Source organism: Alkalimonas sp., from assembly GCF_020831925.1.
Classification (GTDB): domain Bacteria; phylum Pseudomonadota; class Gammaproteobacteria; order Enterobacterales; family Alteromonadaceae; genus Alkalimonas.
In genome coordinates, this window is sequence record NZ_JAFIFQ010000001.1 from 169,563 (window position 1) to 195,802 (window position 26,240).

Annotated in this window: 18 protein-coding genes; 10 read left to right on the forward strand and 8 right to left on the reverse strand. The window is 50.8% G+C overall.

Annotated features, from left to right (window positions below; translation table 11 throughout):
* Positions 1-247: 247 nt before the first annotated feature.
* The 4 genes from sucC (at position 248) to glnS (ending at position 6,670) form a co-directional block, all read left to right on the forward strand.
* Positions 248-1,414, forward strand: a complete 1,167-nt coding sequence (gene sucC, locus JJU14_RS00730; protein ID WP_091340739.1) for an ADP-forming succinate--CoA ligase subunit beta — start codon at positions 248-250, stop codon at positions 1,412-1,414.
* Positions 1,414-2,286, forward strand: coding sequence for a succinate--CoA ligase subunit alpha (gene sucD / locus JJU14_RS00735; protein WP_228610544.1), 873 nt, complete (start codon positions 1,414-1,416; stop codon positions 2,284-2,286). The genes sucC and sucD overlap by 1 nt, the downstream gene beginning before the upstream one ends.
* Before the next feature lie 193 nt (positions 2,287-2,479).
* A complete protein-coding gene (locus tag JJU14_RS00740; protein ID WP_228610546.1) occupies positions 2,480-4,879 on the forward strand; it encodes a TonB-dependent receptor in 2,400 nt (799 codons plus the stop codon).
* Between the two features lie 126 nt (positions 4,880-5,005).
* Complete coding sequence (gene glnS / locus JJU14_RS00745) at positions 5,006-6,670, forward strand: glutamine--tRNA ligase (protein WP_228610547.1); 1,665 nt, start codon at positions 5,006-5,008, stop codon at positions 6,668-6,670.
* 79 nt (positions 6,671-6,749) lie between these two features.
* Here glnS and JJU14_RS00750 read toward each other — a convergent pair whose 3' ends face one another.
* Positions 6,750-6,950 (reverse strand): DUF3185 family protein, encoded by a 201-nt coding sequence (locus JJU14_RS00750; protein ID WP_228610549.1) that lies wholly within the window; start codon positions 6,948-6,950, stop codon positions 6,750-6,752.
* A gap of 167 nt (positions 6,951-7,117) precedes the next feature.
* On the opposite strand from JJU14_RS00750, the gene JJU14_RS00755 reads away from it, so the two are divergent.
* Genes JJU14_RS00755 through efp form a run of 4 tightly spaced genes read left to right on the forward strand, consistent with a single transcriptional unit; the run spans position 7,118 to position 9,791 of the window.
* Positions 7,118-7,669 carry a hypothetical protein gene (locus JJU14_RS00755; RefSeq protein WP_228610550.1) on the forward strand — a complete coding sequence of 184 codons (552 nt, stop codon included), beginning with the start codon at positions 7,118-7,120 and terminating at the stop codon, positions 7,667-7,669.
* Positions 7,669-8,046, forward strand: a complete 378-nt coding sequence (locus tag JJU14_RS00760; protein ID WP_228610552.1) for a hypothetical protein — start codon at positions 7,669-7,671, stop codon at positions 8,044-8,046. Before JJU14_RS00755 ends, JJU14_RS00760 begins: the two co-directional genes overlap by 1 nt.
* A gap of 2 nt (positions 8,047-8,048) precedes the next feature.
* Complete coding sequence (earP, locus tag JJU14_RS00765; protein WP_228610554.1) at positions 8,049-9,209, forward strand: elongation factor P maturation arginine rhamnosyltransferase EarP; 1,161 nt, start codon at positions 8,049-8,051, stop codon at positions 9,207-9,209.
* A gap of 21 nt (positions 9,210-9,230) precedes the next feature.
* Positions 9,231-9,791 carry an elongation factor P gene (gene efp / locus JJU14_RS00770; RefSeq protein ID WP_091341087.1) on the forward strand — a complete coding sequence of 187 codons (561 nt, stop codon included), beginning with the start codon at positions 9,231-9,233 and terminating at the stop codon, positions 9,789-9,791.
* 55 nt (positions 9,792-9,846) lie between these two features.
* On the opposite strand, the gene JJU14_RS00775 is transcribed toward efp, so the two are convergent.
* Both JJU14_RS00775 and JJU14_RS00780 read right to left on the reverse strand, forming a co-directional pair.
* The gene (locus tag JJU14_RS00775; RefSeq protein ID WP_228610556.1) at positions 9,847-10,761 is read right to left on the reverse strand and encodes a diguanylate cyclase; all 915 of its coding nucleotides are present in this window, start codon (positions 10,759-10,761) and stop codon (positions 9,847-9,849) included.
* Positions 10,762-10,780: 19 nt separating this feature from the next.
* Entirely contained in the window at positions 10,781-17,356 is a 6,576-nt protein-coding gene (locus tag JJU14_RS00780; protein ID WP_228610558.1) for a response regulator, read from the reverse strand.
* A gap of 211 nt (positions 17,357-17,567) precedes the next feature.
* Between JJU14_RS00780 and JJU14_RS00785 the strand changes: the two genes are divergently transcribed.
* Entirely contained in the window at positions 17,568-19,796 is a 2,229-nt protein-coding gene (locus JJU14_RS00785; RefSeq protein ID WP_228610560.1) for a TonB-dependent receptor, read from the forward strand.
* A 45-nt stretch (positions 19,797-19,841) separates the two neighbouring features.
* A complete protein-coding gene (locus tag JJU14_RS00790; RefSeq protein WP_228610562.1) occupies positions 19,842-20,987 on the forward strand; it encodes a mechanosensitive ion channel protein MscS in 1,146 nt (381 codons plus the stop codon).
* Here JJU14_RS00790 and JJU14_RS00795 read toward each other — a convergent pair.
* From JJU14_RS00795 to JJU14_RS00815, 5 genes are all read right to left on the reverse strand, one after another.
* Positions 20,984-21,646, reverse strand: coding sequence for a 3'-5' exonuclease (locus JJU14_RS00795; protein WP_228610564.1), 663 nt, complete (start codon positions 21,644-21,646; stop codon positions 20,984-20,986). The two genes, JJU14_RS00790 and JJU14_RS00795, sit on opposite strands and share 4 nt — an antisense overlap.
* A 2-nt stretch (positions 21,647-21,648) precedes the next feature.
* Complete coding sequence (locus tag JJU14_RS00800; RefSeq protein ID WP_228610567.1) at positions 21,649-23,472, reverse strand: putative nucleotidyltransferase substrate binding domain-containing protein; 1,824 nt, start codon at positions 23,470-23,472, stop codon at positions 21,649-21,651.
* Between the two features lie 116 nt (positions 23,473-23,588).
* Positions 23,589-24,101, reverse strand: a complete 513-nt coding sequence (locus tag JJU14_RS00805) for a hypothetical protein (protein ID WP_228610569.1) — start codon at positions 24,099-24,101, stop codon at positions 23,589-23,591.
* Positions 24,102-24,188: 87 nt separating this feature from the next.
* A complete protein-coding gene (locus JJU14_RS00810; RefSeq protein WP_228610570.1) occupies positions 24,189-25,955 on the reverse strand; it encodes a sodium:solute symporter family protein in 1,767 nt (588 codons plus the stop codon).
* Positions 25,956-25,958: 3 nt separating this feature from the next.
* Positions 25,959-26,222: a DUF4212 domain-containing protein gene (locus tag JJU14_RS00815; protein ID WP_091340690.1), complete on the reverse strand. Its 264-nt coding sequence runs from the start codon at positions 26,220-26,222 to the stop codon at positions 25,959-25,961.
* Positions 26,223-26,240 lie beyond the last annotated feature (18 nt).

Here is a 26,240-nt window from a genome sequence, read left to right on the forward strand (position 1 = left end):
GGCTGATGGCCTTGCCGTATTGCGAGCAGTCCAGTGAGACTGCTCGTTTTGTCTTGGTTACAGCCATTTCTGATTGGCAGCTGTTGTTTCAGATCTGGCTGATTATGCCAAAAATTTGCGAAATAATGCTGCAGTTAGACGTCTGTAGCATTCCGAATCAGGCGGTGAAGCGCTATACTATGCGCCGATCTGTAGGTCAGGCTGCGCCAGTAGGCCAGCTTTCATTTTTAAATAACGGAAAATAGCCATGAATTTGCACGAGTATCAGGCAAAACAGCTGTTCCGCGAGTACGGGTTACCAGTCTCTGAAGGCTTTGCGGAGGAAACTCCTCAGGCTGCTGCTGAAGCTGCAGACCGTATTGGTGGCAATCGCTGGGTCGTTAAAGCACAGGTTCACGCTGGTGGCCGCGGTAAAGCGGGTGGTGTGAAACTGGTTTCTTCCAAAGAAGAAATTCGTAATTTTGCGCAGCATTGGCTGGGCAAAAACCTAGTGACCTACCAAACTGATGAAAAAGGCCAGCCGGTCAGCAAAATCCTGGTTGAGTCCTGCACCGATATCGAAAAAGAGCTGTATCTGGGTGCTGTGGTAGACCGTGCCAGTCGTCGTATTGTCTTTATGGCATCGACCGAAGGTGGCGTGGACATCGAGAAAGTGGCTGAAGAAACGCCAGAAAAAATCATCAAAGTAGCGGTTGATCCTTTGGTGGGTGCTCAGCCGTTCCAGGCACGTGAAATTGGCTTTAAACTGGGCCTGACGCCAGAGCAAATCAAGCAGTTCACCAAAATCTACCTGGGCCTGGCTCAGATGTTTGTTGACCTGGATATCGCGCTGATTGAAGTCAACCCGTTGGTGATTACCTCCCACGGCAACCTGCACTGCCTGGATGCCAAACTGGTGGTAGACAGCAACGCCCTGTACCGTCAGCCAAAAATCCGTGCTTTCCATGATCCGTCGCAAGAAGACGAGCGTGAAGCGCGTGCGGCTCAGTGGGAACTGAACTACGTGGCGCTGGAAGGTAACATTGGCTGTATGGTCAATGGAGCTGGTCTGGCTATGGGTACCATGGACATCGTGAAGCTGAATGGCGGCCAGCCTGCCAACTTCCTGGATGTTGGTGGCGGTGCGACCAAAGAGCGTGTTTCTGAAGCGTTCAAAATCATTTTGTCTGACTCTGCCGTAAAAGCAGTGTTCGTCAACATCTTCGGTGGCATCGTCCGCTGTGACATGATTGCCGAAGGCATCATCGGTGCGGTGGAAGAAGTCGGTGTGAATGTCCCTGTGGTGGTTCGTCTGGAAGGCAACAATGCCGAGCTGGGCGCGAAAAAACTGCAAGACAGCGGCTTGAACATCATTGCAGCCAACTCTCTGACTGAAGCTGCTCAGGCTGTTGTCAAAGCTGCAGGAGGCAAATAATGAGCATTCTGATCAACAAAGACACCAAGGTGATCTGCCAAGGTTTCACTGGTAGCCAGGGTACTTTCCACTCCACGCAGGCCATCGAGTACGGTACGCAGATGGTTGGTGGTGTGAGCCCAGGTAAAGGCGGTTCAACTCATTTGGGCCTGCCGGTATTTAATACTGTGCGTGACGCAGTCGAAGCTACAGGCGCAACTGCGACTGTGATCTACGTCCCGGCACCATTTTGTAAAGATGCCATCATCGAAGCGGCTGATGCCGGTATCCAACTGATTGTGTGTATCACCGAAGGCATTCCAACCATCGATATGCTGTTTGTGAAAGAGTATATCGATCAGAAAGGCGTGCGGATGATTGGTCCAAACTGCCCGGGGGTGATTACGCCAGGCGAGTGCAAAATCGGTATCATGCCAGGTCATATCCATAAGGCCGGTAAAGTGGGCATCGTGTCCCGCTCTGGTACTTTGACTTATGAAGCCGTTAAGCAAACTACCGACGAAGGCTTTGGCCAGTCGACCTGTGTTGGTATTGGTGGCGACCCAATCCCAGGTTCTAACTTCATTGATATTCTGAAGTTGTTCCAGGACGATCCAAAAACGGAAGCCATCGTGATGATCGGTGAAATCGGTGGTACCGCGGAAGAAGAAGCGGCTGCTTACATCAAAGATCATGTCACCAAGCCAGTGGTTTCCTACATTGCTGGTGTGACTGCACCTCCGGGCAAGCGTATGGGCCATGCCGGTGCCATCATTTCTGGTGGTAAAGGTACAGCGGATGACAAGTTCCGTGCTCTGGAAGATGCTGGCGTGAAAACCGTGCGTTCTTTGGCCGATATCGGCAAAGCACTGCGTGAGCTAACCGGCTGGTAAGTCGGTTTTTGCTTCGCATAAAAACCCGCTGCTTGCAGCGGGTTTTTTGCATCTTAGCCCTGTACCCCCCCTTTTTACAATTTTACACGGATGGAGGATTGTATTTTTTTTTAAAATCTGCGCACTATATAAGTAATTGCTTTTTTGCAATGAATCATAAAATAACACAATAACAAACACCAGGAACTTAAGTATGCAAACGTTTAATCAATCGTTGCTTTATACTGCACTCGCAGGCGCACTTTCAATGACTGCTTCAACCGGATGGGCTGCTGATGAGTCCAGTGCAACCGACGATAATGTTGAGGTGATTACGGTTACATCGCGTAAGCGTGTTGAAACAATTATCGAAGTCCCTATGAATGTATCTTCGATCTCTGCTCTTGAAATAGCTGATCGGAACTTGATTACCAAAGAGGATTTACAGCGTACTTTAGCTGGTGCAGCCTCTCCTACAGGAGTATTGATACTTCGTGGCTTATCTGGCGGCAACAGTGCCGCACCATCTACCACTTCATCTTTTACAGACGATATTCCATTTAACTTTGTCGACTTATACGACATTGAAGCTGTGGAGGTTTTGCGCGGCCCACAAGGCACGCTTTGGGGATCGAATGCGATTGGCGGTACCATCCGGGTTATTACCAAAAAGCCAATGCTGGATACTTTTGAACTGAATACTTCTGTACAAGCAAAATCGACTAAAAATGTTGATGGCACCAATCTGCAAGCTTGGGCAGCGGTTAACTTGCCTCTGATTGAAGACACACTGGCAATGCGGGTTACTGCACATAGCAGCCATAAGCCTGGAGCTATTGTCAATGCAGCAACTGGCACTCAGCGCAAAGTGGAAGATCAATACATCCGCTCCCAATTTTTATGGCAGCTAAATGATGAAACCAGTTTCAACTTTAGCTATTACAATGTGCAGACCAGCACCGTTGGAACGCGTATTGCTGACTTATCACGTCCGACGGGCCGCTGGTTTGCCAACACCACTGAAAACCCAGATTCAATTTATGGCTACGATGTCGATTATGGATTTTCACCTTGTGCTGAAGGTCAGAGTCGTGCGGAGTGTTTCGGCAATGTCTCATCCAGCCGCCCCAGCAAGTACATGATTTGGGAAAGCTTGGATGGTTGGTTTAAAAATGAAACCAATCTGTTCTCATTAAGCGCCAACTTTGACAATGTACTGAATTTTGCCGATGTGACCTATGCTGGTTCTTATCGTCAAAATCGGGAAGACTCACTGGATAACTGGTCACGCCTTGACATGGCTGATATGGTTAAAACATGGATTATTAACTACGACAAAACATCAGGTTTGACCCATGAGTTCCGTATTCAGGATGTTGGTCAAACAGAAAACCTGAAGTGGACCGTCGGTGCTTTTTATGACAAAGGCTGGCGTGGAAATATTCCAAACAGTCAGTTCCAATATCATGAAAGTGATCCCCGAAGTATTGCCATTTTCTCTGATTGGAACGATTGGGTTGACTGGGAAGGCTACTGGGGTGAGTTGGGTGTGTTCAACGTGGGGCAGCTTGGTGAATACTGGTATGGCGACTCCAGCATCAACTATAACTTGTATTACAATGGTTCTTACTCAGTGGAAAAAGCGCTGTTTGGTGAAGCCAGTTACACCATTCGGACGGATAATATCGGTAGTTTTGAAGTAACAGCCGGTATTCGTTACTTTGATTTGGAAGACTATGCATCTTTTGGTTATTCAGGTATTTGGGAAGAGCGGGAAGGTAGAACCGTACTTAGTCAAGGCGAAGAGTCTGGCAATCGTAAAAAAGTGAGTGTTGCCTGGTTACCTGATTCTGGCAGAATGTCGGTTTATGCTCTGTATTCTGAAGGTTACCGTCCTGGTGGTAACAATGCACCTCTAGCCAATGCTTGCCGTAATGATCCTTTCGCTGAAGGCTACCAAGAGCGTTACACCTCGGATTCAATTGATAACTATGAAATTGGTTATAAGATGAATACTGGTAATTTCCAGTTTTCCTCTGCTATCTATCAAATCAATTGGTCAGATGTTTGGGCTAGTGTGTACATGCCGACGTGTGGTTTTAGCTACACTGCAAATGCTGCGAAAGCACGTTCGCGTGGTTTTGAGTGGGAAAGTAAGTACAGCTTTGCCAACGACTTAGATCTGGTGTTTAATGCTTCTTACACCGATGCTAAGTTACTGGATAACGTCCCATCACTGCAGGCTGAGGCTGGTCAGAATATGACACAAGTGCCTAAGTACAATGCCTATATAGGTCTGGACAAGGGGTTGAACTTATTCGGTAAGCAAACTTTTGTTCGGTTGGATTTAGAGGCCTATGGCAAATACAACTCGCACTTTAACGCACGTGAAGATGGCTCTGATACGTCAGATGCTTACCGCAGAGTGAATCTGTCTGGTCGGATGGAGCTGAATGATAACTTGCGATTGAGTGTCTTTATCAACAACTTGTTCGACAGCGAAATTGAGTTGTTCCGTCAGGCGCGAACTCGCTCAGGTAGTACAAATAATCTGAATGTGCTGTATGCCGATGAGCGTTCTGTAACGATGCGAATTGATTATACTTTCTTTTAAGTAAATCCATCATCAATGAAAGGGGCCTGTTAGGCCCCTTTTTCATTAAGGTGCCACTGTTAAGTGTTGGTTTCGCTGTTATAATGAGCCAAATTTTGTATGTTCCAGAAAAGGACTCAATCAGCTATGGCGGACGTTGAACATCGCCCCAGTAATTTTATTCGTCAAATCATTGATAAAGATTTAGCCAGTGGCAAACACAGCTCTGTGCATACCCGTTTTCCACCCGAGCCGAACGGCTTTTTACATATTGGCCATGCTAAGTCGATTTGTTTGAACTTTGGTATTGCCGAAGATTATCAGGGCAGCTGCAATTTGCGCTTTGATGACACCAACCCGGAAAAAGAAAACATCGACTTCGTCCACTCCATTCAACAGGATGTGAAATGGCTTGGCTTTGACTGGCAAGATCCCGTGCACTATTCATCAGATTACTTTGATAAGTTGTATGGTTTTGCGGTCGAGCTGATTCAAAAAGGTCTGGCTTATGTTTGTTTTCTTAATGCTGAGGAAATGCGTGAATACCGCGGCAGCCTGACCAAGCCAGGCAAGCACAGCCCAACCCGCGATACCTCACCGCAAGAAAACCTGGCTCTGTTTGAGAAAATGCGCGCTGGTGGTTTTAAAGAAGGTGAGTGCTCGCTGCGGGCCAAGATTGATATGAGTTCGCCTTTTATTTGCATGCGTGATCCGGTGATATACAGGGTGAAGTTTGCCCATCACCATCAAACCGGCGATACATGGTGCATCTACCCGATGTACGATTTTACCCACTGTATATCGGACGCATTGGAAGGTATTACCCATTCGCTGTGCACCCTGGAGTTTCAGGACAACCGCCGGTTGTACGACTGGATCTTGGATAACATCAGCATCGATTGCCACCCGCAGCAAATTGAGTTTTCCCGTTTAAATCTTGAATACACCGTGATGAGCAAGCGCAAGCTGCAAACCCTGGTGGAAAAACAGGTGGTGCAGGGCTGGGATGATCCGCGCATGCCGACCATCGCCGGTTTGCGCCGCCGTGGTTACACGCCAGAGTCGATTCGTGAATTTGCCAAACGCATTGGTGTGACCAAGCAAGACAACATCATTGAGATGAGTGCCCTTGAATCCTGCATCCGGGATGATCTGAATGTAAGGGCACCGCGTGCTATGGCAGTGCTGGATCCGCTCAAAGTCACTATCACCAACTACCCGGAAGGCGAGTTGCAGTGGCTGGATGTGCCGAATCACCCGAACGATGACAGCTTGGGGCAACGCCAGTTACCCTTTGGTAAGGTGGTCTACATTGATCAGGCTGATTTTCGCGAAGAAGCCAATAAAAAATACAAGCGACTGGTTACTGGCGGCTGTGTGCGGCTGCGCAATGCTTATGTGATCCAGGCCGATGAAGTCGTCAAAGATGCGGATGGTAACGTGATCGAGCTGCGGTGCAGCTATCTGCCGGAGACTTTGGGGGAAAACCCAGCCGATGGTCGAAAAGTTCGGGGCGTGATCCATTGGGTGGAAGCAACCCAGGCCAAACCAGCCGAGTTTCGGGTGTACGATCGCCTGTTCAGTGTACCGAACCCGGCTGCAGAGGAAGATTTTCTGCAGTGTGTGAATCCTGAGTCTTTGTTCATCAAACAAGGCCTGGTGGAGCCATCCTTGCAGCATGCAGTGGCTGGGCATGCCTACCAGTTTGAACGTGAGGGGTATTACTGCGCCGACAGTATCGACTCAACCCAGGAACATCTGGTGTTTAACCGTACCGTAGGTTTGCGTGATAGCTGGAGCGATGTTTCTTAAGCCTCTATCAAGTGTTAGGGTTTCCAATAAGGGCCATCCATGCGATGGCCCTTATGTTTTAAGGTCAGGATTTTTTTGCTTAGCGACCTTTTCGCAGCAATAGTCCAAGACCGATGACCGCGGCAACGGCACCAGAGACGAGATAAAGCACTGTGTTATCGGTTGGGTTGCCAGTAATCGCCTCGGTGATTTGAGACGCGGTTGAGTTGTATTCGGTGTAGGCAAAGTAAAGTAAAATAGCGCCTGCGATAAGGGCTGCTATGCCAATAATTCGTTGCATCTTCTTCTCCCTGATTAAAGTATGGATCGGATAACCCAGTCACCCCCATAAGACTTCGGCTGGCATCTGTTTTTGAGGTTACTTGGCTATAAGCCTAGTCGAGCGCTGGAAAATTGCGTACTATTTTGAAAAGCTTAGTGTGATACGCAGGTTTTGGAGGCATGTGCATGGTGTCCGGTCGCGATGAAAAAATAGAGCTGGAGCATGAAGCGGCCCGAATTTTTATGCGCCTCTATGAGCGACGTTTTGGCATTAAGATGCGCCACATCTGGCACAACGAGCCACGTCGGCCGGACGTTTCCTGTTACTATGATCACCAGAAGCTGGATTTGGAAATTGCGCATTTGTATGGCAGTGAGGCGGAAGCCATGCATATCCTTGGGCGTGAACTTAGCCCGCACACTCACCGCGAGTTGTTGCAATTGATGCGAATGCCGGCAGAGGCACGCCTGGTCGCAGCTCTCAACAGTTTGCTGGCCAGCAAGGCAGAAAAAAGTTACGACAGCGAGCGTGTCTGGCTGGTGATCCGCAATGCCAACCCGTTATGGACGAAAGAGGAGATGCTGGCGCACTTTCCGAAACTGCACTTACCGAAAACCCATCCATTCGAACAGGTATGGGTGATTGGCGATATGCAGGGGGAGTCCGGTTTGCTGGCACTTTACCCGCCACTGCACTTGCCAAAGCAGCAAACCAAGCCGTACAGAAAGGATTTTTGATGATGCTGAACATTTATCACCGCCTTGCCCGGCTATTGCAGCCAGCATTCTGGTTAATTTTACTGCTGGCCGCAGCGAGCGGCCTGGTGTTTTTCTGGCAGATGCTTGGTTCCGACCAACCGCATCAAAGCGCAGTGTTGTTCTGGTTGCTGATGATGCTGGCTTTGCTTGGGTGCCTGCTGGTTATTAAGTTATTCGCAAGCCCCGCACCGTCACTGGATGGACAAAAAGGCTTTTTGTCGCGGCTGAAAATTCGTTTGATTCGTTTGGGCTATTCGCTGCTGGCTGTGATGACCAGCCTGATTTGGCTGGCTATTATGGTATTGGCTTTACGGGTAGGCTTTGGTGCCTTGCTGCGTTTGCTCTTGGGTCACTGAGCATGCGCTGGGATATTTTTTGTCGGGTCATTGATAACTTTGGCGATATTGGCGTCTGCTGGCGTTTGGCAAAGCAGCTGCAAGCTGAGCATGGCTGTCAGATACGGTTATGGGTTGATGATTTGCAAAGCTTTCAGCGCATTTGTGCTCAGGTGCAGCCGCAGCTGGCCAGGCAAACTTTAACGCAAGGTATCGAGGTGTGGCACTGGACTGATGAGGTGAATGCTTTGCTGCACCAAGCAGGTTGTGCACAGGTGGTGATTGAAGCCTTTGCCTGCGACTTACCTGAGCTGTATGTACAGCAAATGGCAGCAGCAGCTACCAAGCCGGTTTGGTTGAATCTGGAGTATTTATCGGCCGAGGGCTGGGTGTTGGACTGCCATGCGTTGCCATCACCTCATCCGCAACTGCCGCTGCAAAAGCATTTCTTCTTTCCTGGCTTTGTTGAGGGGACAGGTGGTTTACTGCGGGAGCACAACCTTGTAGAAACCATGACGACCTGGTTACAGCAAGGCGGCAAGGCCCGCTTGCTCAACGAGCTGGGCATTGAGCAGCCACAGCGCTATCAGCGTCTGATTTTTCTGTTTGCCTACAGCCACCTTGAACTCATGTCGTTGCTAAGTGCCTGGGGGCAAGAAAGCATACCGCAACTCTGTTTGGTGCCAGAAGGCGCTTTGGCGAATGAACTGCGTACTTTGTTCCCCCAGCTTGAACATCACCGTTCGCTTACATTAGGACGTCTTAGCCTGCAGCTGTTACCTTTTATTAATCAACAGCAGTTTGATCAGCTGTTGTGGTGTGCTGATGTTAATTTTGTGCGGGGAGAAGACTCGTTGGTGCGGGCACTATGGGCCGGAAAACCTTTTGTCTGGCAATTGTACCGTCAGGCTGAGGACGCTCACCTTGAGAAGCTAACTGCATTCTGGCAGCACTTTGTTCAAGGCATGCCTGCAGCCTTGCAGCAGGCGTTATGGCAGTTCTGGTTGCACTGGAATCAGCAAGAAGACGTTGTGTTTCCCTGGCAGCAACTGTTAGCGCTTCTCCCTGAATGGCAGATGCACTGCCTTGGCTGGCGTAGTGAACTCTGTAAACAGGGCGATCTGGCAAAGAATCTGGTGCGTTTTGTTGAAAAAAAATTTATACTAACGCCAAATTTTTCCTAGTAAGAAGAAACTACTATTATGATGAAAACTGCTCAAGAGCTGCGTGCTGGCCAGGTGATTATGGTTGGCAGCGAGCCAATGGTCATTTTAAAAGCGGAATACAACAAGTCTGGTCGTAACTCGGCTGTTGTTAAAATGAAGCTGAAAAACCTGCTGAACAGCCAAGGTACTGAAACTGTATACCGTGCTGATGACAAGTTCGAACAAGTGATTCTGGAAAACAAAGAAGTCACTTATTCTTACTATGCCGATCCTATGTATGTCTTTATGGACGAAGAATACAACCAGTTCGAAGTGGAAGCAGAAAACATGGAAAGTGCGCTGAAATACCTGGGTGACGGTATGCAGTGTACCTTGGTGTTCTACGGAGAGCGTCCAATTTCTGTTGATTTGCCAACCATCGTCATTCGTGAAGTGGTTTACACCGAACCTGCTGCTAAAGGCGATACCACTGGTAAGGTCATGAAACCTGCCAAACTGGATACTGGCTTTGAGCTGATGGTGCCAGCTTTCGTTGAAACGGGCGATCGCATCGAAATTGATACCCGCACCGACGAATACCGCAGTCGCGCGAAAAACTAATTGCTTGACGTCTTGCTAGTAACAGGGAGCTTCGGCTCCCTGTTTGTTTTGTGGGCTAGTTCGCCCAGCGCAGCTGATTTTTACCCTGTTGTTTGGCTTGATACAACATGTCATCGGCAGGCTTAATGGCGGCTTCTAGCTGTTGGTGTTGTGCCGGCATGCAGCTGACGCCGCCGGCACTCAGTGTAATGATGTCGCTGACTGGGGAATAATCGTGGCGAATGTGTAAGTCTTTGACTTGTTGCAAGCAAAACTCAATCAGTTGATGACTGCCATCCTCGTTGCTTTCAGGCAACAAAATCACAAACTCTTCGCCACCGTAACGGGCGATAAAGTCATTCGGTCGCTTCAGGCTATTTTTTAACGTGTTGGCCACCAGATGCAATATTTTGTCGCCTGCAGCGTGCCCATAATGGTCGTTGTATTCTTTAAAATGGTCAATATCCAACATTACGACACTCAGTGAGCTTTGTTGCCGTGCTGCACTGCGCCAATACAGATCCAGCACCTGAGCATATTTACGGCGATTGGCAATGCCGGTCAGTGGGTCGATGTGGGCCAGCTGCTCCAACATTCGGCGTTGCCGTGCCAGCTGCAAGTGCAAACGTACCCGTGCCTGTACGATGGCGGTATGAAAGGGTTTGTATATGTAGTCGCAGGCACCTAGGTGAAGGCCTTGCTCTTCGTGGCTGCTGTCATTCAGGGCGGTGATAAAAATCACCGGGATGCCGCTGGTCAGGCTCTGGTGTTTGAGGGTTTTTATCAATTCAAAACCGCTTGTTTCTGGCATCAGCACATCCAGTAAAATCAAGTCGGGTTGATACTCAATGGCTTTTCGCAAGCCTTGCTCTGCCGATTGTGCCAGCATCACATCGACATCCTGACGTAAAATATCGCCCAGGACTTTCAGGTTGGTTTTCTGATCATCGATGATCAAGACACGCTGTCTGCCAGTAGCTGGTTCGCTCATGTTTCCTCTTACATCCTTGCTATGCTGTTTCCAATTGCTGCAGCAACGCCTGCAGCTGTTGGCTAGCCAGTTCAAACTCCACATCGGCTACAGTATGGCTTAGTTCTGCAATCTTTGCATAGAATTCAGAGGCTTTGCTCAATTCCATCAGTCGCTCCAACAGGCGATCAGCCGCAAAGTCGGATTGTTCCAGCATCGGCTTTAACTGCAGAAGTTCCTGTTTAAGCTCAGCTTTACTCAGAGGTTGCCTGGCAGGCGGTTCAAACTGCTGCTGTTTGCTCGCTAGCAGGTCAAGCAATTGTTCAAGCTGAATCAGCAGGGGGGGCAAGGCGCTGCAATCGGGTTGTGTTTGGCGAAGCCGGGCTTCCATTTGATTGCATTGCTCAGCAATGTTAAAGGCACCAATATAGGCGGCCGCCGCTTTCAGTGAGTGCATTTCCCGCAGCAGGCCATGGATATCCTGATGCTGCAGTTGATGGCGTAACTTCTCTGGTAACCCCTTATGTTCATTGTAAAAAATATGCAGTAGGCTTGGGTAGATAGCCGCTTGAGGCCCGAGGTTTGTGCGTGCCTTAAGCTCATTAAGTAGCATCTCTTGTTCTGCACCTTTGGGTGCAGGCACAGTCTGGTCGGCTGGTTCAGCTGTAGGTGAAGTCTTGACTGGTGCAACAGCCAGCATGCGGACTCCCAAAAAGCTTTGCAGGGTTTGGTACAGCTGTTCCGGCTCGATGGGCTTGGTTAGATGAGCATTCATACCAACTGCCAGGCTTTTTTCAATATCATCCTGTAATGCGTGAGCAGTCATTGCGATCACGGGTAAAGAGGTTAGTTTGAGTTCCTGACGTATTTTCCGGCAAGCGGTCAGGCCATCCATGTGCGGCATTTGAATGTCCATCAGCACCAGATCGTAGTGCTGTTGCTGAAGCAATTGCAAGGCAGCGAGGCCATGTTCAGCGCAGTCGATCTGAGCGTTGGTGTCTTGCAAGAAACCGAGTGCAACCTGGCGGTTGATCGGGTGATCTTCCACCAACAGCAGGCGCTTCTGGCTCAGATCGGGCACCAGATTTTGCTCCGGTGTTGCTTGTTCGCTGTTGCCAGCTTGCTGCTGATACAATAACGGACTGATGGCATCCAGCAACATGGAGTAATTGACCGGCTTCTCCAGGAAGTGTTCAATCTTCACATCGGCCATACTGGCTTTGGCCTGGGCTTTGTCGTAGGCCGATACCATTAAAATATGCGGGCTTCTTGAACCAAGCCGTTGTTGAATGCTGCGGGTGGTTTCGATGCCATCCATACCGGGCATGCGCCAATCCATCAACACAAAGTCATAAGCGGTCTGATTGGCTTCGGCCCTTTCAATCCGTTCAATCGCATCCATACCATTGCTGCATTGCTCAGCCTGAACTCCCAATTCATCCAGTTGTTTGAGCAACACCATGCGGGTCAGAGCCATATCGTCTACAACTAAAGCTTTTAACTGACGTTTTGCCAAGGCATGGTGTTTTTGGCTGGGTTGCTCGGCCGATACACTCAACTCGATGGTGAAGTAAAAGGTGGTACCATAACCTGCCTCACTTTCCAGCCAGATTTCACCCTGCATCAGTTCACACAACTGTTTGCAGATGGTCAGCCCCAGGCCGGAACCACCATACCTGCGAGTAATGGACTCATCGGCCTGATTAAACGACTTAAACAATTTTTGTTGTTGTTGCTCAGTCATACCGATGCCGGTGTCGGTGACTGAACCATGCAGTTTATAACGACCTTCAGGTTGCCTGCTGCCATGCAGCATCAGGCAGACAGAGCCCGAATCGGTAAACTTAATGGCATTGTTTAGCAGGTTTACCAGCAATTGCTGAATCCGTAATGAGTCACCTAACAGCTCGGTAGGAATTTCGGCCGATAAATCCGATACCAACTCCAGCCCTTTGCTGTGGGCTTTGAGTGCTGTCATATGAATGGCTTGTTGTACCACCTGACTGAGCGAGAAACGATTTTTTTCCAGAGTGAGTTTGCCAGCCTCTACCTTGGAAAAATCCAGAATATCGTTGATAAGACTTAGCAGCATCTCGCCTGAACCACGGATCTTTTTCAGGTAATCCTGCTGTTCCGGATCCTGACAGCTTTTACTGGCTAGCCGGCTTAAACCAATCACGGCATTGATAGGCGTTCGAATTTCATGGCTCATTCTGGCCAAGAAGGCTGACTTTGCCTCGGTAGCCGCTTCAGCGCGGATTTTTGCTTGGGCCAGCTCACGGGTGCGGCTGGCTATTTTTTGTTCCAGGTTCTTGTTGGCTTCCAACAATTGTTGTGATAAACGGGTGTTTTCAAACAAAATAGCGGTTTGGTTCGCCAACAACTGCAACACCTTAACGCGTTCTTGCTGGAAGGCACCTATCAGCTTTTGATGTTGCAGATAAAGAATACCCCGGAAGCTGTCGTTTACCACAATGGGGATGCAAAGCACGGCGCAAGGACGGTTCTTGGCGGCAGCAAAAATGCTGCTCTGGCTGGTATCGTTGATCAGCCTGCTTGTTTTGCTGCGCTGCACCAGATTCAGCAATTTTTCGGGCAACAGGGGAGGCTCCGCCAGCGTACAGGCTTGCAGCTGAAGTTGATCTTTTTCCGACAACATCAGCAGACAAGCATCTTCAGCACCGGCATTTTCTGCCATCAGCTGCAACATCCTGAGTAAAAATGCATCCAGATCCACTCGTCCGGTCAGCGTTTCAGCGGCTTTTAACACCGATGCCAGATCCAACTGATGGTCGACCTGGCTTTCCTGTTGCGATTGCAGCAAGGGGTGCTGTTTCAGCTCCGGATACTTTTGCTGCAGCTGTTCAGCCTTCGCCAGGCACTTCCAGCTCAGATAACTGCTGGTAGCTGCTGCCCTGTGTGCCAGTGCATAGGCCGGTTGCTGTTGGTGCTGCCAGTAATCTGCTGCTAACTCGTGGGCCAGCGCCAAATGCTGTGAAAAGCCTTGTTGCTCCGCGCTGACAATGGCTTGCTGGTATAGCTGCCAGGCGCTCGCCTGATGTTTCAGTGCAGCTTGCTCGGCTTGCAGCAACAGCACTTTATGCTGATAGTTCTGTGGGCATTGTTTGGCCCAGTTCTGTAGTTTTTCCAGGCTGTCCTGTAGCCGTTGCTGCCATGATTGCTGTGGGTCATCAGGCGCTATTTTCAGTTGCCTGGCTGCAGCTAATCCACGGAAAAAGTAGAACTCCGTTTGGTGGTACAAAGCCAACGCCACATCCACCAAGGGCTCTGCTTGCTGCAGGTGTGTTGCTTCCTCGCCGGTGTCAAACCAGTAGGCATGCATCAACTTCAGAAGGTGGTAACAAAAAAGCAGGGTGGTGTTGTGCGGTTGATGAAGCTCAGGGAGTTGGCTTGACTCTTGGAAAGCATCTCCTTCCAGTAAGTGAGCATTGTCTGCTGGCCCCTGCAGGGCCACAGTAGATTGATGCCACAGCTGACAAAAAGCCAGATTGTAAGGGAACTGCTTCTCGGTCAGGAATTGAATGCTTTGCTCGCCATAGCGCTGAACCTTGTCCAGTGCTTGTCCACTCAGTACCCGGTAAAAGCTGGCAAAAAGTACCGAGTGTGCCGCGTACTCCAGTTGGCCATCTTTCAGCCCCAGTTGTTGGCTCTCCTCCAGGGCTTCGAGCGAGTCTGTCAGCGGGGCATTCCAGGGCAACACGGCCGCGGCTCGTTGAAAGTGCAGCTGAGCCCTAAATTTACCTGCGAAACTAGCATCGACCTGCAGTGCCAGATCGGCAAATTCCAACGCTTTGTCGTGCTGGCCAAACAGGGCGATTAAGTGCATGGCATGGCCAAGATAGGCCAATGCTGAGGCATTGCTGTGTCCCTGTTGAAGGCTTATAGCCATCAGCTGATAGCTAACTGTCATATAGTGCAGTGGGCTAATAATGTATGCCACTGTGAACAGCATACCGAGGATCTCCATGACCTGGAGTTGCAATGGATCCTTGACTTCGGGGTGCTGCAGCAGGCTGGCGATTCTATCGGCGTCGTATTCTTTCAATAGCTCTGGGTATTGCCGAACGATGCCTTCATCAATACGAATATCCAGACCAACGGCTTGCAATTGTTGACTGGCCAGATCGTAAGCTTCATGCAGCTGGTTCTGAGCAAACAGAATCAGTACTTGTTGCTGGCAGTTTTGCAGACGTTGCACTGGCTCCTGACAGACCTCCGCCAGTTGCTGGCAGTTCTCCCAAGCGAGCTGATAGTTCTGGCTAAGGTAGGCACTGCGGGCCAATCCAAGCAATATATCTGTCTGTAACCGTGGTTCTGGTTGCTGGTCCAGCAGCGATTTTGCTTGTTGCAACAGGCGCTGGGCACTGTGATAGGCATTGCTGGAGAGCGCTTTTTGACCGGCCAATAGATTGAGCTCTGCCAATCGCCCGGCAGTGCAGTGGGTCAGGCTTAACGGTAAGGCTGCATTGAAATGATGAATGTAACTCAGTACTTCCGAGTTTTGTTGTTCTGGTGAGAGCTTGTTGTATTGATGCAATGCAATCTGTAAGTTCAGCTGCTGCAAATTAGCTTGATCGCTCAGTTGAAATGCAGCTTGCTGCAAGCGGTCATGTGCAAAACGAACGGCATCCAATGCTTTGCCATCAGCAGTGGTATAAGCAATCAGAATGCCACTGTTAATGGCCTCTGTTAGCTCCTGTTCGAGTTCAGATAAGCTAATCTCGGCCAGCTCTGCCAGTTGTTGGATGCTGGCGCTTTCACCCAGCAAAGCTATCCATTGAAATAAACGTTGTATCCGAGCTGGAAATCGGGACAAGCGCTCTGAGGTAATAGCAGCATGATTGTCGGTGATGTTGAGGTGCGCAATGGCCTTGCTGTCCCATTGCCAGCCTGTGGATTGTTCGTGTTGCAATAGCTGAGTTTCATACAACTTTTGCATCAACTGTTTTAGATAAAAGGGGTTGCCGCTGGTTTTTTGCAGCAACAACTCAGCCAGGGTGACCACCTCATCGGGACTGGTTTGCAGCGTATCAGACACCAGCTTTAAAATTGACTGGCTGGATAAAGGCTTTAGCTCCAGTTGGTGCTGCTCCAGTCCACTTCGCTTTAGGGCGTCGAGGGTGAAGCTCAGTGGATGCTGGTCTTGTACTTCATTGTCACGATAACTAAGCAGCAGAAGTAGACGTAACTTATCACCTTCAGTGACCAGTTGTTCCAGCCAGCGCAATGTAGCTCTATCAGCCCATTGCAGGTCATCCAAAAACAGAATCAAACTGTAGCCTTGCTCTGCAACCACCTGCAGCAAACGGAAGGTCAGTTGGTCGAAACGTCTTAACTCGGTAATACCGGTTGCGTGATGCTGGGCATGCTTTTCTGGTTGCAATAAAGGTTGCCATTCTGGTGCCAGCTCACACAGCAGGTGCGCATCGCCTGCCGCGGCATCTTGGAGTTGTTGACGCCAATGCTGCAGGGCGTCTGCCGGCTCTTGCAAAATAGCCTCGGCCAGTTGGGCCAGGGCAGCACTTAAGGCAGAGTAAAAGCGATTCTGCAGGTATTGATCTTGCTTACCCTGAATAAAAAAACTGTCGGTGCCCAAGGTTTTCGGAGGTAATTGTTCGATCAGGCTGGTTTTACCTGAGCCTGAATAGCCTCGGACCACTACCAATTGGCTGCCAGCACCACGACTGATCTGGTTAAAAGCCTGAAGCAGGGTGTCGACATCGTGTTCCCGTTCGTAGAGATGGTCAGAGAAAGGCAGGCGTTGCATGCCACTATGCAGGGAGGGTGTGAACGGGCTTTCTCCATGGTCGGGTACTAGGCATCTTTCGAAGTCATTAAGCACGGCCGCTACGGATTGATAGCGGTGGTTAGGATCTTTTTGCAACAACGCCTGAATAATGAGTTGCAAACGGTCATCCTTTGCCGTTTGTTGCTGTGTTAAAGGCTTGGGAATTTTAGCAATATGAGCGTGAATTAAAGCCAGAGGGTCTTGCTGGGCAAAAGGAAACTCACCTGCCAGCAATGCATAGGCAAGGACGCCCAGACTGTATAAATCAGCGCGTTGATCCAGCGGGCAATTGATCCTGCCACTGGCTTCAGGTGCCAGGGTTCGTAAGCTTTGCAAGGTTAAGGTTGTATTGCCAAGGCCCGGACGAACGGTTTGCAGGGTGGATGCCTGGGGGCAGCTCAGCAATAAAACCTGGTTGCCATCCTGGGACCAAAACAATGCTTCGGCACTTAGCTCCTTGAAAATATAACCAGCCTGATGAGCTTGCAGCAAGAGTCGGGTAAGGGCAATAATAGCGTTCAGCGCTAAATGTTGGCCTTGCGTTTGGATATGCTGTTGCAGTTGGCTAAAGCTCAGTGGGCATTGCGCTGCTGAAAACACCTGATAATACCAGTGCTCGTCATCAAACTCGGCCAGAGAGGGCGCAAGAAAGCCAGGTCGGCCTGGCTGCAACCTGCTGGCGTTCGCTCTTGCTTGTTGCAGCAAGAACACCTTGCCAAGCTCTGCATGTTCGGCTTGAAAAACCAGATGTTCAGAACCTAAGGGAGCCAGCTCATTGATAGGACTGAATTCAGCAAGTTGGTGCATCGGTCTCTGCCTTTAACCTCATCGGGATAAGCTTAATCCTATTCGCTCAAACAATAAAGTGCAGTAGACAGATTGGATCGTCAGTCAGGAATATCGTTTGAGTTGTAAACAAGAGTCCGATACTATTTCAAATTGAACTAAAGTACCAGTTTGCCGAAGGGGTACGGCAGCATACACACTGTGCCGGGACGCACCTGACCAGGAAATGATTATGTTGACTCGCCTTACAGTAACCGCCGCTGCTGTTGCTTTGAGTTGCTTTGGCCCCACCGTTTTGGCTGAACAAGTGGCCACAGCCAATAATGATGATGTGGAGCGTATTGAGGTCTTCGCGCAGCGCCGAGGTCAGGATCTGCATGATGTCTCGGTGGCCGTCACCCTGATTGATGGCGATTATCTGCAGCAACACCAGTTAAAAGATGCAGTCGAGCTGGCTGCTCTGGTGCCGAATTTTATTGCCAGCCAGGCGGCCGCCGAAGGCACCACGCCAGCTTTTACCCTGCGTGGGGTAGGGATGTTCGATTACAACACCTCGACCGTATCGCCTATCGCCATCTACAGCGATGAGGTAGTCAGCGGTGGCGCTAATTTTCTGACCGGTCAGCTGTTTGATCTTGAGCGGGTGGAAGTTTTGCGTGGCCCACAGGGCACCTTGTTTGGCCGCAACACCACAGGTGGTGCTGTGCTGTTGCGCTCACGCCTGCCAGAGCATGAGTTTTCCGGCTATCTGCGCGCCAGTGCGGCTGAACAGCAAAGTTACCGCCTGCAGGGCGCGGTCAATGCCCCTTTGGGAGAAAACACCGCAGCCCGATTTGCCTTTAATTGGCAGGATTATCAATACAGCATGACCAATTTGTTTCCCGGCGCCGATGGCGGCGGTATGGAGCAGGCCAGTTTCCGTTTGCTGCTAAGCAGTGAGTGGCTGGGCTGGTCATTGCTGTGGCGTTTGCATTCCGAACATTGGTCTGGTCAGCCCAAGCCGGTTTACAGTGCCGGTGTTTTCCGCGATCTGGCGAGTGGCGAGCGTTGCAGCCCGGCGGAAGTTGGTAGCCGTCATTGTGTCGATAACTTTGGGTTTTCGGTGCCAAGCGATGATTACTGGACCACCAGTGCCAATACCGGACACAAACGCAACCGCACCGACAGCTGGGGCACTAGTTTGCAGCTTGAGCGTGCCTTATCGGATAGCGTTAGGGTCAAGTCGATCAGTGCCTACAAAAGCTTCAATCGTTTTCACTCTTGGGATGCCGATGGACCGGGTCAGTTCATTGAAGGTATATTGGGCTCGGATAATGAGTTCTTTAGCCAGGAAGTCACCTGGTTTTGGCAGCAACCAGAGCGCTTTTGGACGGCTGGTTTGTTTTACCTGAATGAGCGCTTGGTGCAGGGCAATGAGCTGGACTTATTCCGTGATTTCAGAGCGGTGCCTGAGCTTGCGGCTGTGCCTGCTGCCTTTATCTACCGCAATCGTCTGCGTAATGAAGCCGTGGCGGCTTATGCCCAGATGGAGCAGCAACTTGCCAGCAACTGGCAACTGACCGCCGGGCTGCGCCTGACCGATGAGCAAACCCGTTATCATGCCAATGCTGATCTGGATACGGTGGCGTTTTACCTGAATGATTTTTGGGATCTGAGCGGTAAAGTATCGGATACCGAGTGGACAGGCAAGTTGGCCCTGATCCAGCGGTTAAACCCGCGTCACAGCCTCTATTACAGTTACTCCCGCGGGTACAAAAGCGGTGGTTACAATGCTGGCTTTTCTTCCAGCCCGGAAGAAGCGGCCGACTCGGCCTATGATCCGGAATACCTGCATGCCTGGGAGCTGGGTAGTCGTTGGCGCTCGGCTGATGCCAGCTTGTTCTGGGATCTGGCACTGTTCTACTACGATTATCGCGATCAACAAACCTTCGTTAATATCAGCAGTGGCACGGCTCCTTACCATGTCTTGAAAAACGCCGGGGATGGCCGTATTGCCGGTCTGGAATCCGATTGGCGTTACCGGCCAGCTGCCAGCACAGAGCTACAGCTGAGCTTAGGGTATATTCCGTTGGCGAAACTTGGCGAGTACCGCCAGGGCGATGTGTTTGTATCCGATACCCGCTTGCCTTTTACGCCTAAATGGACGCTAGGGGCCAGTATCGAGCAGCAACTGACCATTGCTGAGCAAGCCCTGAGTTGGCAGCTTGGAGTTCGTTATCAGTCGGCTATCTACTTTGATCAATACGAAGATCCCTACGCCCGCCAGGATGGCTATGCCCTTTGGCATGGCCGGCTAGGCTGGCAGCTTAGCTCGGATTTAGAGCTGGCTTTGTGGGGGAAAAACTTGTTTAATCAAAAGTATGCAGAGCTTAAGTTTGACTCTGTGGCTGCGTTGGGAGCCTATACACAGCTGCGTGGTGAGGCAAGGCAGCTTGGCATTGAGCTAAGTTACCAGTTCTGAGCTGTGCGACAAGCTCCCTGAATAATGATCATAAAGGGAGCTTCAATGCGTATTCAATTACTCTGGCCAATTCTGGCCACTTTGCTGGTGCCGCTGGCGGTTGCCTGGTTTGTGTATCCGGAGCATCTGCCACCGGGTTTTGGCGTCTTTCCACCGCAATTTCAGGGCGATGCACCTGGCTTTAACCTGTGGGTCTTTTTGCTGGTTGCTGCTGGCGCTGTGTTTATCAGCGCTTTAGTACTTTGGCCGCAAGCCTTCGGTTTTAAAGGCGCAACCCCAAGCCCAGCCGCAGCGAAAAAGCCGTTGCCCTGGTGGTTCTGGGCTGGAGCCGTTGTAACCCTGTTTTTTTGGTGGTTGATGTGGTCGCACTCCACCTTATTTGGTGAGCTGGTGTACTGGTCTTTTACGCCGCTGTGGTGGGGCTTTATTTTTGTGCTCGATGGTTTGGTGTATCACCGCAACAATGGCCGTTCGCTGTTTTCCAGTAAGCCAAAGTTACTTGCCATTGCCGGTCTGATTTCGGTATTGGGCTGGGTTTACTTTGAGTTTTTTGATTACTTTGTGCTGGAAAACTGGTATTACCCGCATACCGCTGCCGCGCCTTGGTCGCAGCAACTGCTCAGCTTCGAGTTTCTGCTGACTTACAGCACAGTAACACCCGTGTTGTTTCAGTGGTACTGCCTGCTTAATACCTTCCCGAAGCTGGTGGCCCGCTACCAGAATGGCCCCAAGATGCCACTCAATGCCAATCTACTGATTGGCCTTGGTCTGGTGCTGTTGGCGGCCATGGTGATCTGGCCTTACCCCATGTTCTGGGTGGTGTGGATCGGGCCCTTTCTGGTACTGATTGGTTGCTTGCAGCGGCTGAATATCTGGACGCCTTTTAGTGATATCGCCAAAGGCAACTGGACCGCCGGTGTACTGATTGCAGTGTCGTCCCTGCTTAACGGTTTGTTCTGGGAGTTCTGGAATTTTGGTAGCAATTATTTTGTCACCGACAGCATAACCAACCCGAACTACTGGGTGTACAACATTCCTTATTTGAATGTGATCCACCTGTTCTCGGAAATGCCACTGCTGGGTTATTTTGGCTATTTGCCTTTTGGCGTGATTGTCTTACTGTTCTTTATCTGGAGTGGCAAGTTGTTTGGCTTTGATACCGATATACAGCTGAACAAGACCGATAGTTAGCGCGATAAACTTTGCAACTCACCCAGGGTCATGCTGCTGCTATGCTGACGAATTTGGCTTAGCAGCAGCTGGGCGCAGGCAAAGGCATCGGCCAGTGCATGATGTTGAGGTGCCTTGGGCAACTGGTAACGTTCCAGGCAACTGGCTAGTTTTAGCATATCCCGGGTGAGCACCTTGCCTTTGTTGTGCAGGCGCTGCCACTCAATCTTCAGCGTATCTATGGCTTTAAATTTCGGGCTGCGGCCAAAGCAACGCTCACAGGCCATGGTTAAAAACGCCAGGTCCATCTGGGCATGGTGTGCCACCAGCACATAGCCCGGATAGCTTTGCAGCAGCATGGCCATCAATTCGCACAGCTCCATGCCGGTTTTTAACTGATGGTCGTGTACGCCGTGGATCACGGCGCTCTGACCAACCCCAACCGGTGACTTCACCAGGTAATGGGCACTATCCCCGAGCATTATTTCCTGGCGGCGGATGGGGACCCAGCCGGCACTGATGATGTGATCTTTTTTCGCATCCAGCCCGGTAAGCTCCAAATCCAGCACCAGAAAGTTGACCTCAGACAAGGCTGTTTTCGCAGAGGGCTGCGGGGTATTCTCGTAGTTGCGTACGATTTCATTCATGGGTAGTGGAGGATTTTTAAACCAGCCAAACATAATCAGAGCTCCCTACAAAAGCGATATTTCATCTGGCTCTGCGCCTGATTGATCACTTCAAACACATCTTTGAGCTGATGCCGCTGCAGGCCGGATAGTACGGCTGGATCCAGCAGGTTGGAGGCTTCATGACCTTGAGATACATCGTGTTGATGCTTGTCCCAGCGCAGCTGCGCCAGCACATCGAAAGCATCCAGCAGGTTTTGGCTGTCTTTGGCATCCATCACTTTTTGCTGAGCCAGTTGGATCAAGCGCTGACGGGTATTAATAGCGCTTATGCCTTTGCTTAAGCTGTAGATGCGGGCCATATCGGTGATCAGGATGAGGCCGCGTTTCTTTAAATCCAGACCTTTTTTCTGTTTGCCATCGCGCTCCAGTGTAAAGGTTTTGAAAAAACCCAGCGGTGGCGTGCCTTTAAGTGCATTGTGGCTTAAGTGGTACAGGAATACGGCTTTGTCTTTGGTACGGGCCAGAATATCCTGCTGCAGGGCATTAAACAGGCTTTTGCTGCCATAAATCGGCCGCAAATCGAAAAAGATACTGGATTTAAGCAGAGCCTCCTGAGTTGGCGTTTGGATCCAACGGGCGAACTGTTTCGACCAGCCCTTTAAGCTAAGCCGTAGCTCCGGATTGCTGGCCATGATATTGCCAGGGCAGTAGACAATGCCGCATTCATTCAAACCATCGCAGACGATGTTGGCCAGTTGCTCAAAGTAGACTGCTACCTCACCTTCCGGCTCTTTTTCCAGCAAGAGTGCATTGTCCTGATCGGCGTTTAAGCCTTGCTCCATCCTGGCCTGGGAGCCAAAGCCAAGCCAGGTAAAAACGCAAGGGGCAGGGCCCAGCCGTTTCAAGGCCAGTTTGATCCAGCTCTGGGTCAGTGCATCGGTGACTGTGGTTAGCACATGGCTGGCTTCATGGGCCGGCACCTGCTGATTGCTCAGGCTTTGGCTAAGGTGCAAAATCTGGCTGGCACACTGCAAAATACCCTCTTCGCTGTGCTGACGATGAATTTCACCGATCAGATACACCGGGTGATCCTGCTGCGCCCGGATCACATCGGTCGCGGTGATCATACCAAAAAGATGCTCATCCCTGAGCACGGGCAAGTGGTGAATATTGTGCTGGCTCATCAGCTGCACCGCTTCGAACAAATAGGCATGTAAATCGATAGTGTGTGGTTTGCTGGTCATGACGTCACTGACCGGGCAATCGGCCGGAAGTGCTTCAGCCACCACCCGGCTGCGTAAATCCCGATCGGTGATAATGCCCACCAGTTTGTTGTTCTGCTCGACCAGTAAGGACGAGACCCGCTGTTCGGTCATCTGCGCTGCTGCTTGTTGCACCGTCGCATCCGGGCTGATGCTGACTTTGCGGGCCTTGGCAACATCGCTGATTTTTAAGGTAAAACGATTGGTTGATTGTTCTTTGTACTGATGCAACCGGCGACCAAACAGCCGCTGAAAGAACAGTTCAATGTTTTTAAACTGATAGCGAATTTGCTGAAAGCCTTCGGCCGTCAGCCAGTACACTAGTCCGTCTTCATCGCACAGCAGGGTATCCTGATCGCTTAAGTCGGTCAGCAATTGCTGGTAGCCATAGAAATCGCCGCTTTGCAGTTTGGTCAGCAATTGTTGCTGATCGCTGTACAGTGAAAACACACCGGTACGCACAATCATCAGCCGGTTGCTGTCGGTATTGACTTCTTCACCGGCCCGGAAGTAGTACACCGACATCTGCCGCGCCAGTGCCTGCAATTGATCAGCATCCAACTGATCAAAAGGGGTGGTTTCGGCCAGAAATTTGGTGACTTCAGTGACTTCCATCGTGTGCCTGCAATGACTCCTATCCGTTTACTAATCTAGCAACAGAGTGGCCAGGGCACCAGACGACTTTAGTCGAACAGTTGCCATCCCAAACAAGCTTTCAGAATGGCAACACCTTAGCGACAGGCCCGGAGCAGGGGATCGGTGGGCTCAAGCCGGTACCAGTCATTGGCCACTTGCTCACCAGGTGCTGGCAATTGCAACTGCGCATGCTCATCTGCCCGGGCCAGTTGACCGCAGTGAATGATGGTGGTGACGGCGATGGCCGACATGCGCCGCTCAAAAAAGTACAGGGGTAACCGCACCAGTTCCGGATTGATTTGATTGACATCGGCCCGGTTAAAATCGGCGGCAACAAAGCGCAGCGTTTGCGGAAAGACATAACTCCAGGGGCGCCAAAAGGCTGTTTGCTCGCTACTTCGCACCACTTCAACGCCGGCAGGTAACAGGCTCTTTTGATGATCGAACCAGGTGTATTCCGAGTAGATCTGAAAGGCTATCATGCCGACACCAGCCGAGACCGGGATCCACCAACGAGCTAATCTCCCCCGGCTGATCCAGCGGGCGGACAACGCCAGACCGGCAGCACCTAAACCGGCAAAGACGGTAGCAACCAATTCCCAAAACATGTGTACCTCGTGGATAAAAAAGGGCTTTCCTGTGGGAAAGCCCGTTTGGTTTACAGGACTCTGTCTAGCATAACAGAGTTGCAGCGCTTAGTGACCAGTGGCCACACCTGCACCTCGTGGGAAGCGCACGCTTTCCACCAGATCCTGAATTTCCTGTGGCGGTTCTTCGGTCATCGCAGAGACTGCGAAGGCGACCGCGAAGTTGATCATGGCACCGACTGCACCGAACGACAGTGGCGAGATACCGAACAACCAGTTGGCTTCCACGTTGGCGAAGGTGGCAGTGCCAGGGATAAAGAACCAGCCCAGGTACAGGAAGATGTAGACCACAGTGCTGATTAAGCCTGCCAGCATACCGGCAATAGCCCCTTTGCTGTTAACCCGCTTGGAGAAGATCCCCATCATCAGTGCCGGGAAGATAGAAGCCGCCGCGATACCAAAGGCCAGTGCCACCACCTGCGCAGCAAAGCCAGGCGGATTCATACCGAGCCAGGTAGCAACCACAATGGCGACCCCCATCGATATCCGTGCGGCCAGCAGTTCACCTTTATCACTGATGTTCGGGTTGATCGAACCCTTGATCAAGTCGTGACTTACGGCAGAGGATATTGCCAGTAGTAAGCCTGCTGCCGTTGACAACGCCGCCGCCAGACCACCTGCGGCTATCAGGCCGATAACCCAGCCTGGCAGGTTGGCAATCTCAGGATTGGCCAGTACCAGGATGTCGTTGTTCACGGTCAGCTCGTTACCCGCCCAGCCACGCGCTTCCGCGGTTTCCTGGAAGGCTGGTACATCGTTGTACAGCTGGATGCGTCCATCACCATTTTTATCATCAAAGCGGATCAGGCCAGTGTTTTCCCAGGTACGGATCCAGTCTGGACGCTCATCGTAATGAATGGCTTCAGCCGTTGGGCCTGCCGGGTAAATGGTGGTCAGCAGATTTAAACGGGCCATGGAGGCGACCGCAGGTGCAGTCAGATACAGCAGGGCAATAAACACCAGGGCCCAGCCAGCAGACCAGCGCGCATCGGCTACTTTTGGCACGGTGAAAAAACGAATAATCACGTGTGGTAAGCCAGCCGTACCAATCATCAGCGACAGGGTAAACAGCACCATGTTCAGTTTGTTGCTGACATCGGCGGTGTAATCCTGGAAGCCAAGTTCACGCACTACTTCATCCAGCTTTTGCAGCAAGGGCAGGCCAGACTCGGTATGGGTAGAGAACAGACCCAGCGGTGGGATAGGGTTACCGGTTAGCTGCAGTGAAATAAACACCGCAGGAATGGTGTAAGCAATGATCAACACCACGTATTGTGCGACCTGGGTGTAGGTGATGCCTTTCATACCGCCCATAACCGCGTACATAAAGACCACCACAGCAGCGATCATCAGGCCGGTATCATTCTCAACTTCCAGAAAGCGCGAAAACGCCACGCCGGCGCCAGTCATCTGGCCGATAACGTAGGTGACCGAGGCAATGATTAAACAGGCCACGGCCACTAAACGGGCACCGGTGCTGTAAAAGCGATCGCCGATAAAATCCGGCACGGTAAACTTGCCGAATTTACGCAGGTAAGGAGCCAGCAGCATCGCCAGCAGCACGTAACCGCCGGTCCAGCCCATTAAGAAACTGGAGTTGGCATAACCACCGGCAGCAATCAGGCCTGCCATGGAAATGAACGACGCCGCAGACATCCAGTCGGCGGCGGTTGCCATACCGTTGGTGATTGGGTTGACGCCACCACCGGCCACGTAGAACTCTTTGGTAGAGCCTGCCCGTGCCCAAATGGCGATACCGATATAAAGCGCAAAGGATGCGCCGACGAAAATTAAGTTAATGGCAAACTGGCTCATGACTTACTCCTCGTCCAGGCCGAATTCTTTATCCAGCTTGTTCATTCTCCAGGCATAGAAGAAAATTAAGCCGATAAAGGTAAGAATGGAACCTTGCTGGGCAAACCAGAAACCCAGATCAGTCCCACCTACAGGAATTCCGCTCAGTAACGGGCGGAGTAAGATACCAAAGCCGTAAGATACCAGCGCCCATATCGCCAGGCTGATCCAAATCAGCTTGAGATTGGCCTTCCAGTACGCAGCGGCATTTTTTTTATGCTCTACCATGGTTGTGCTCCCATTGTT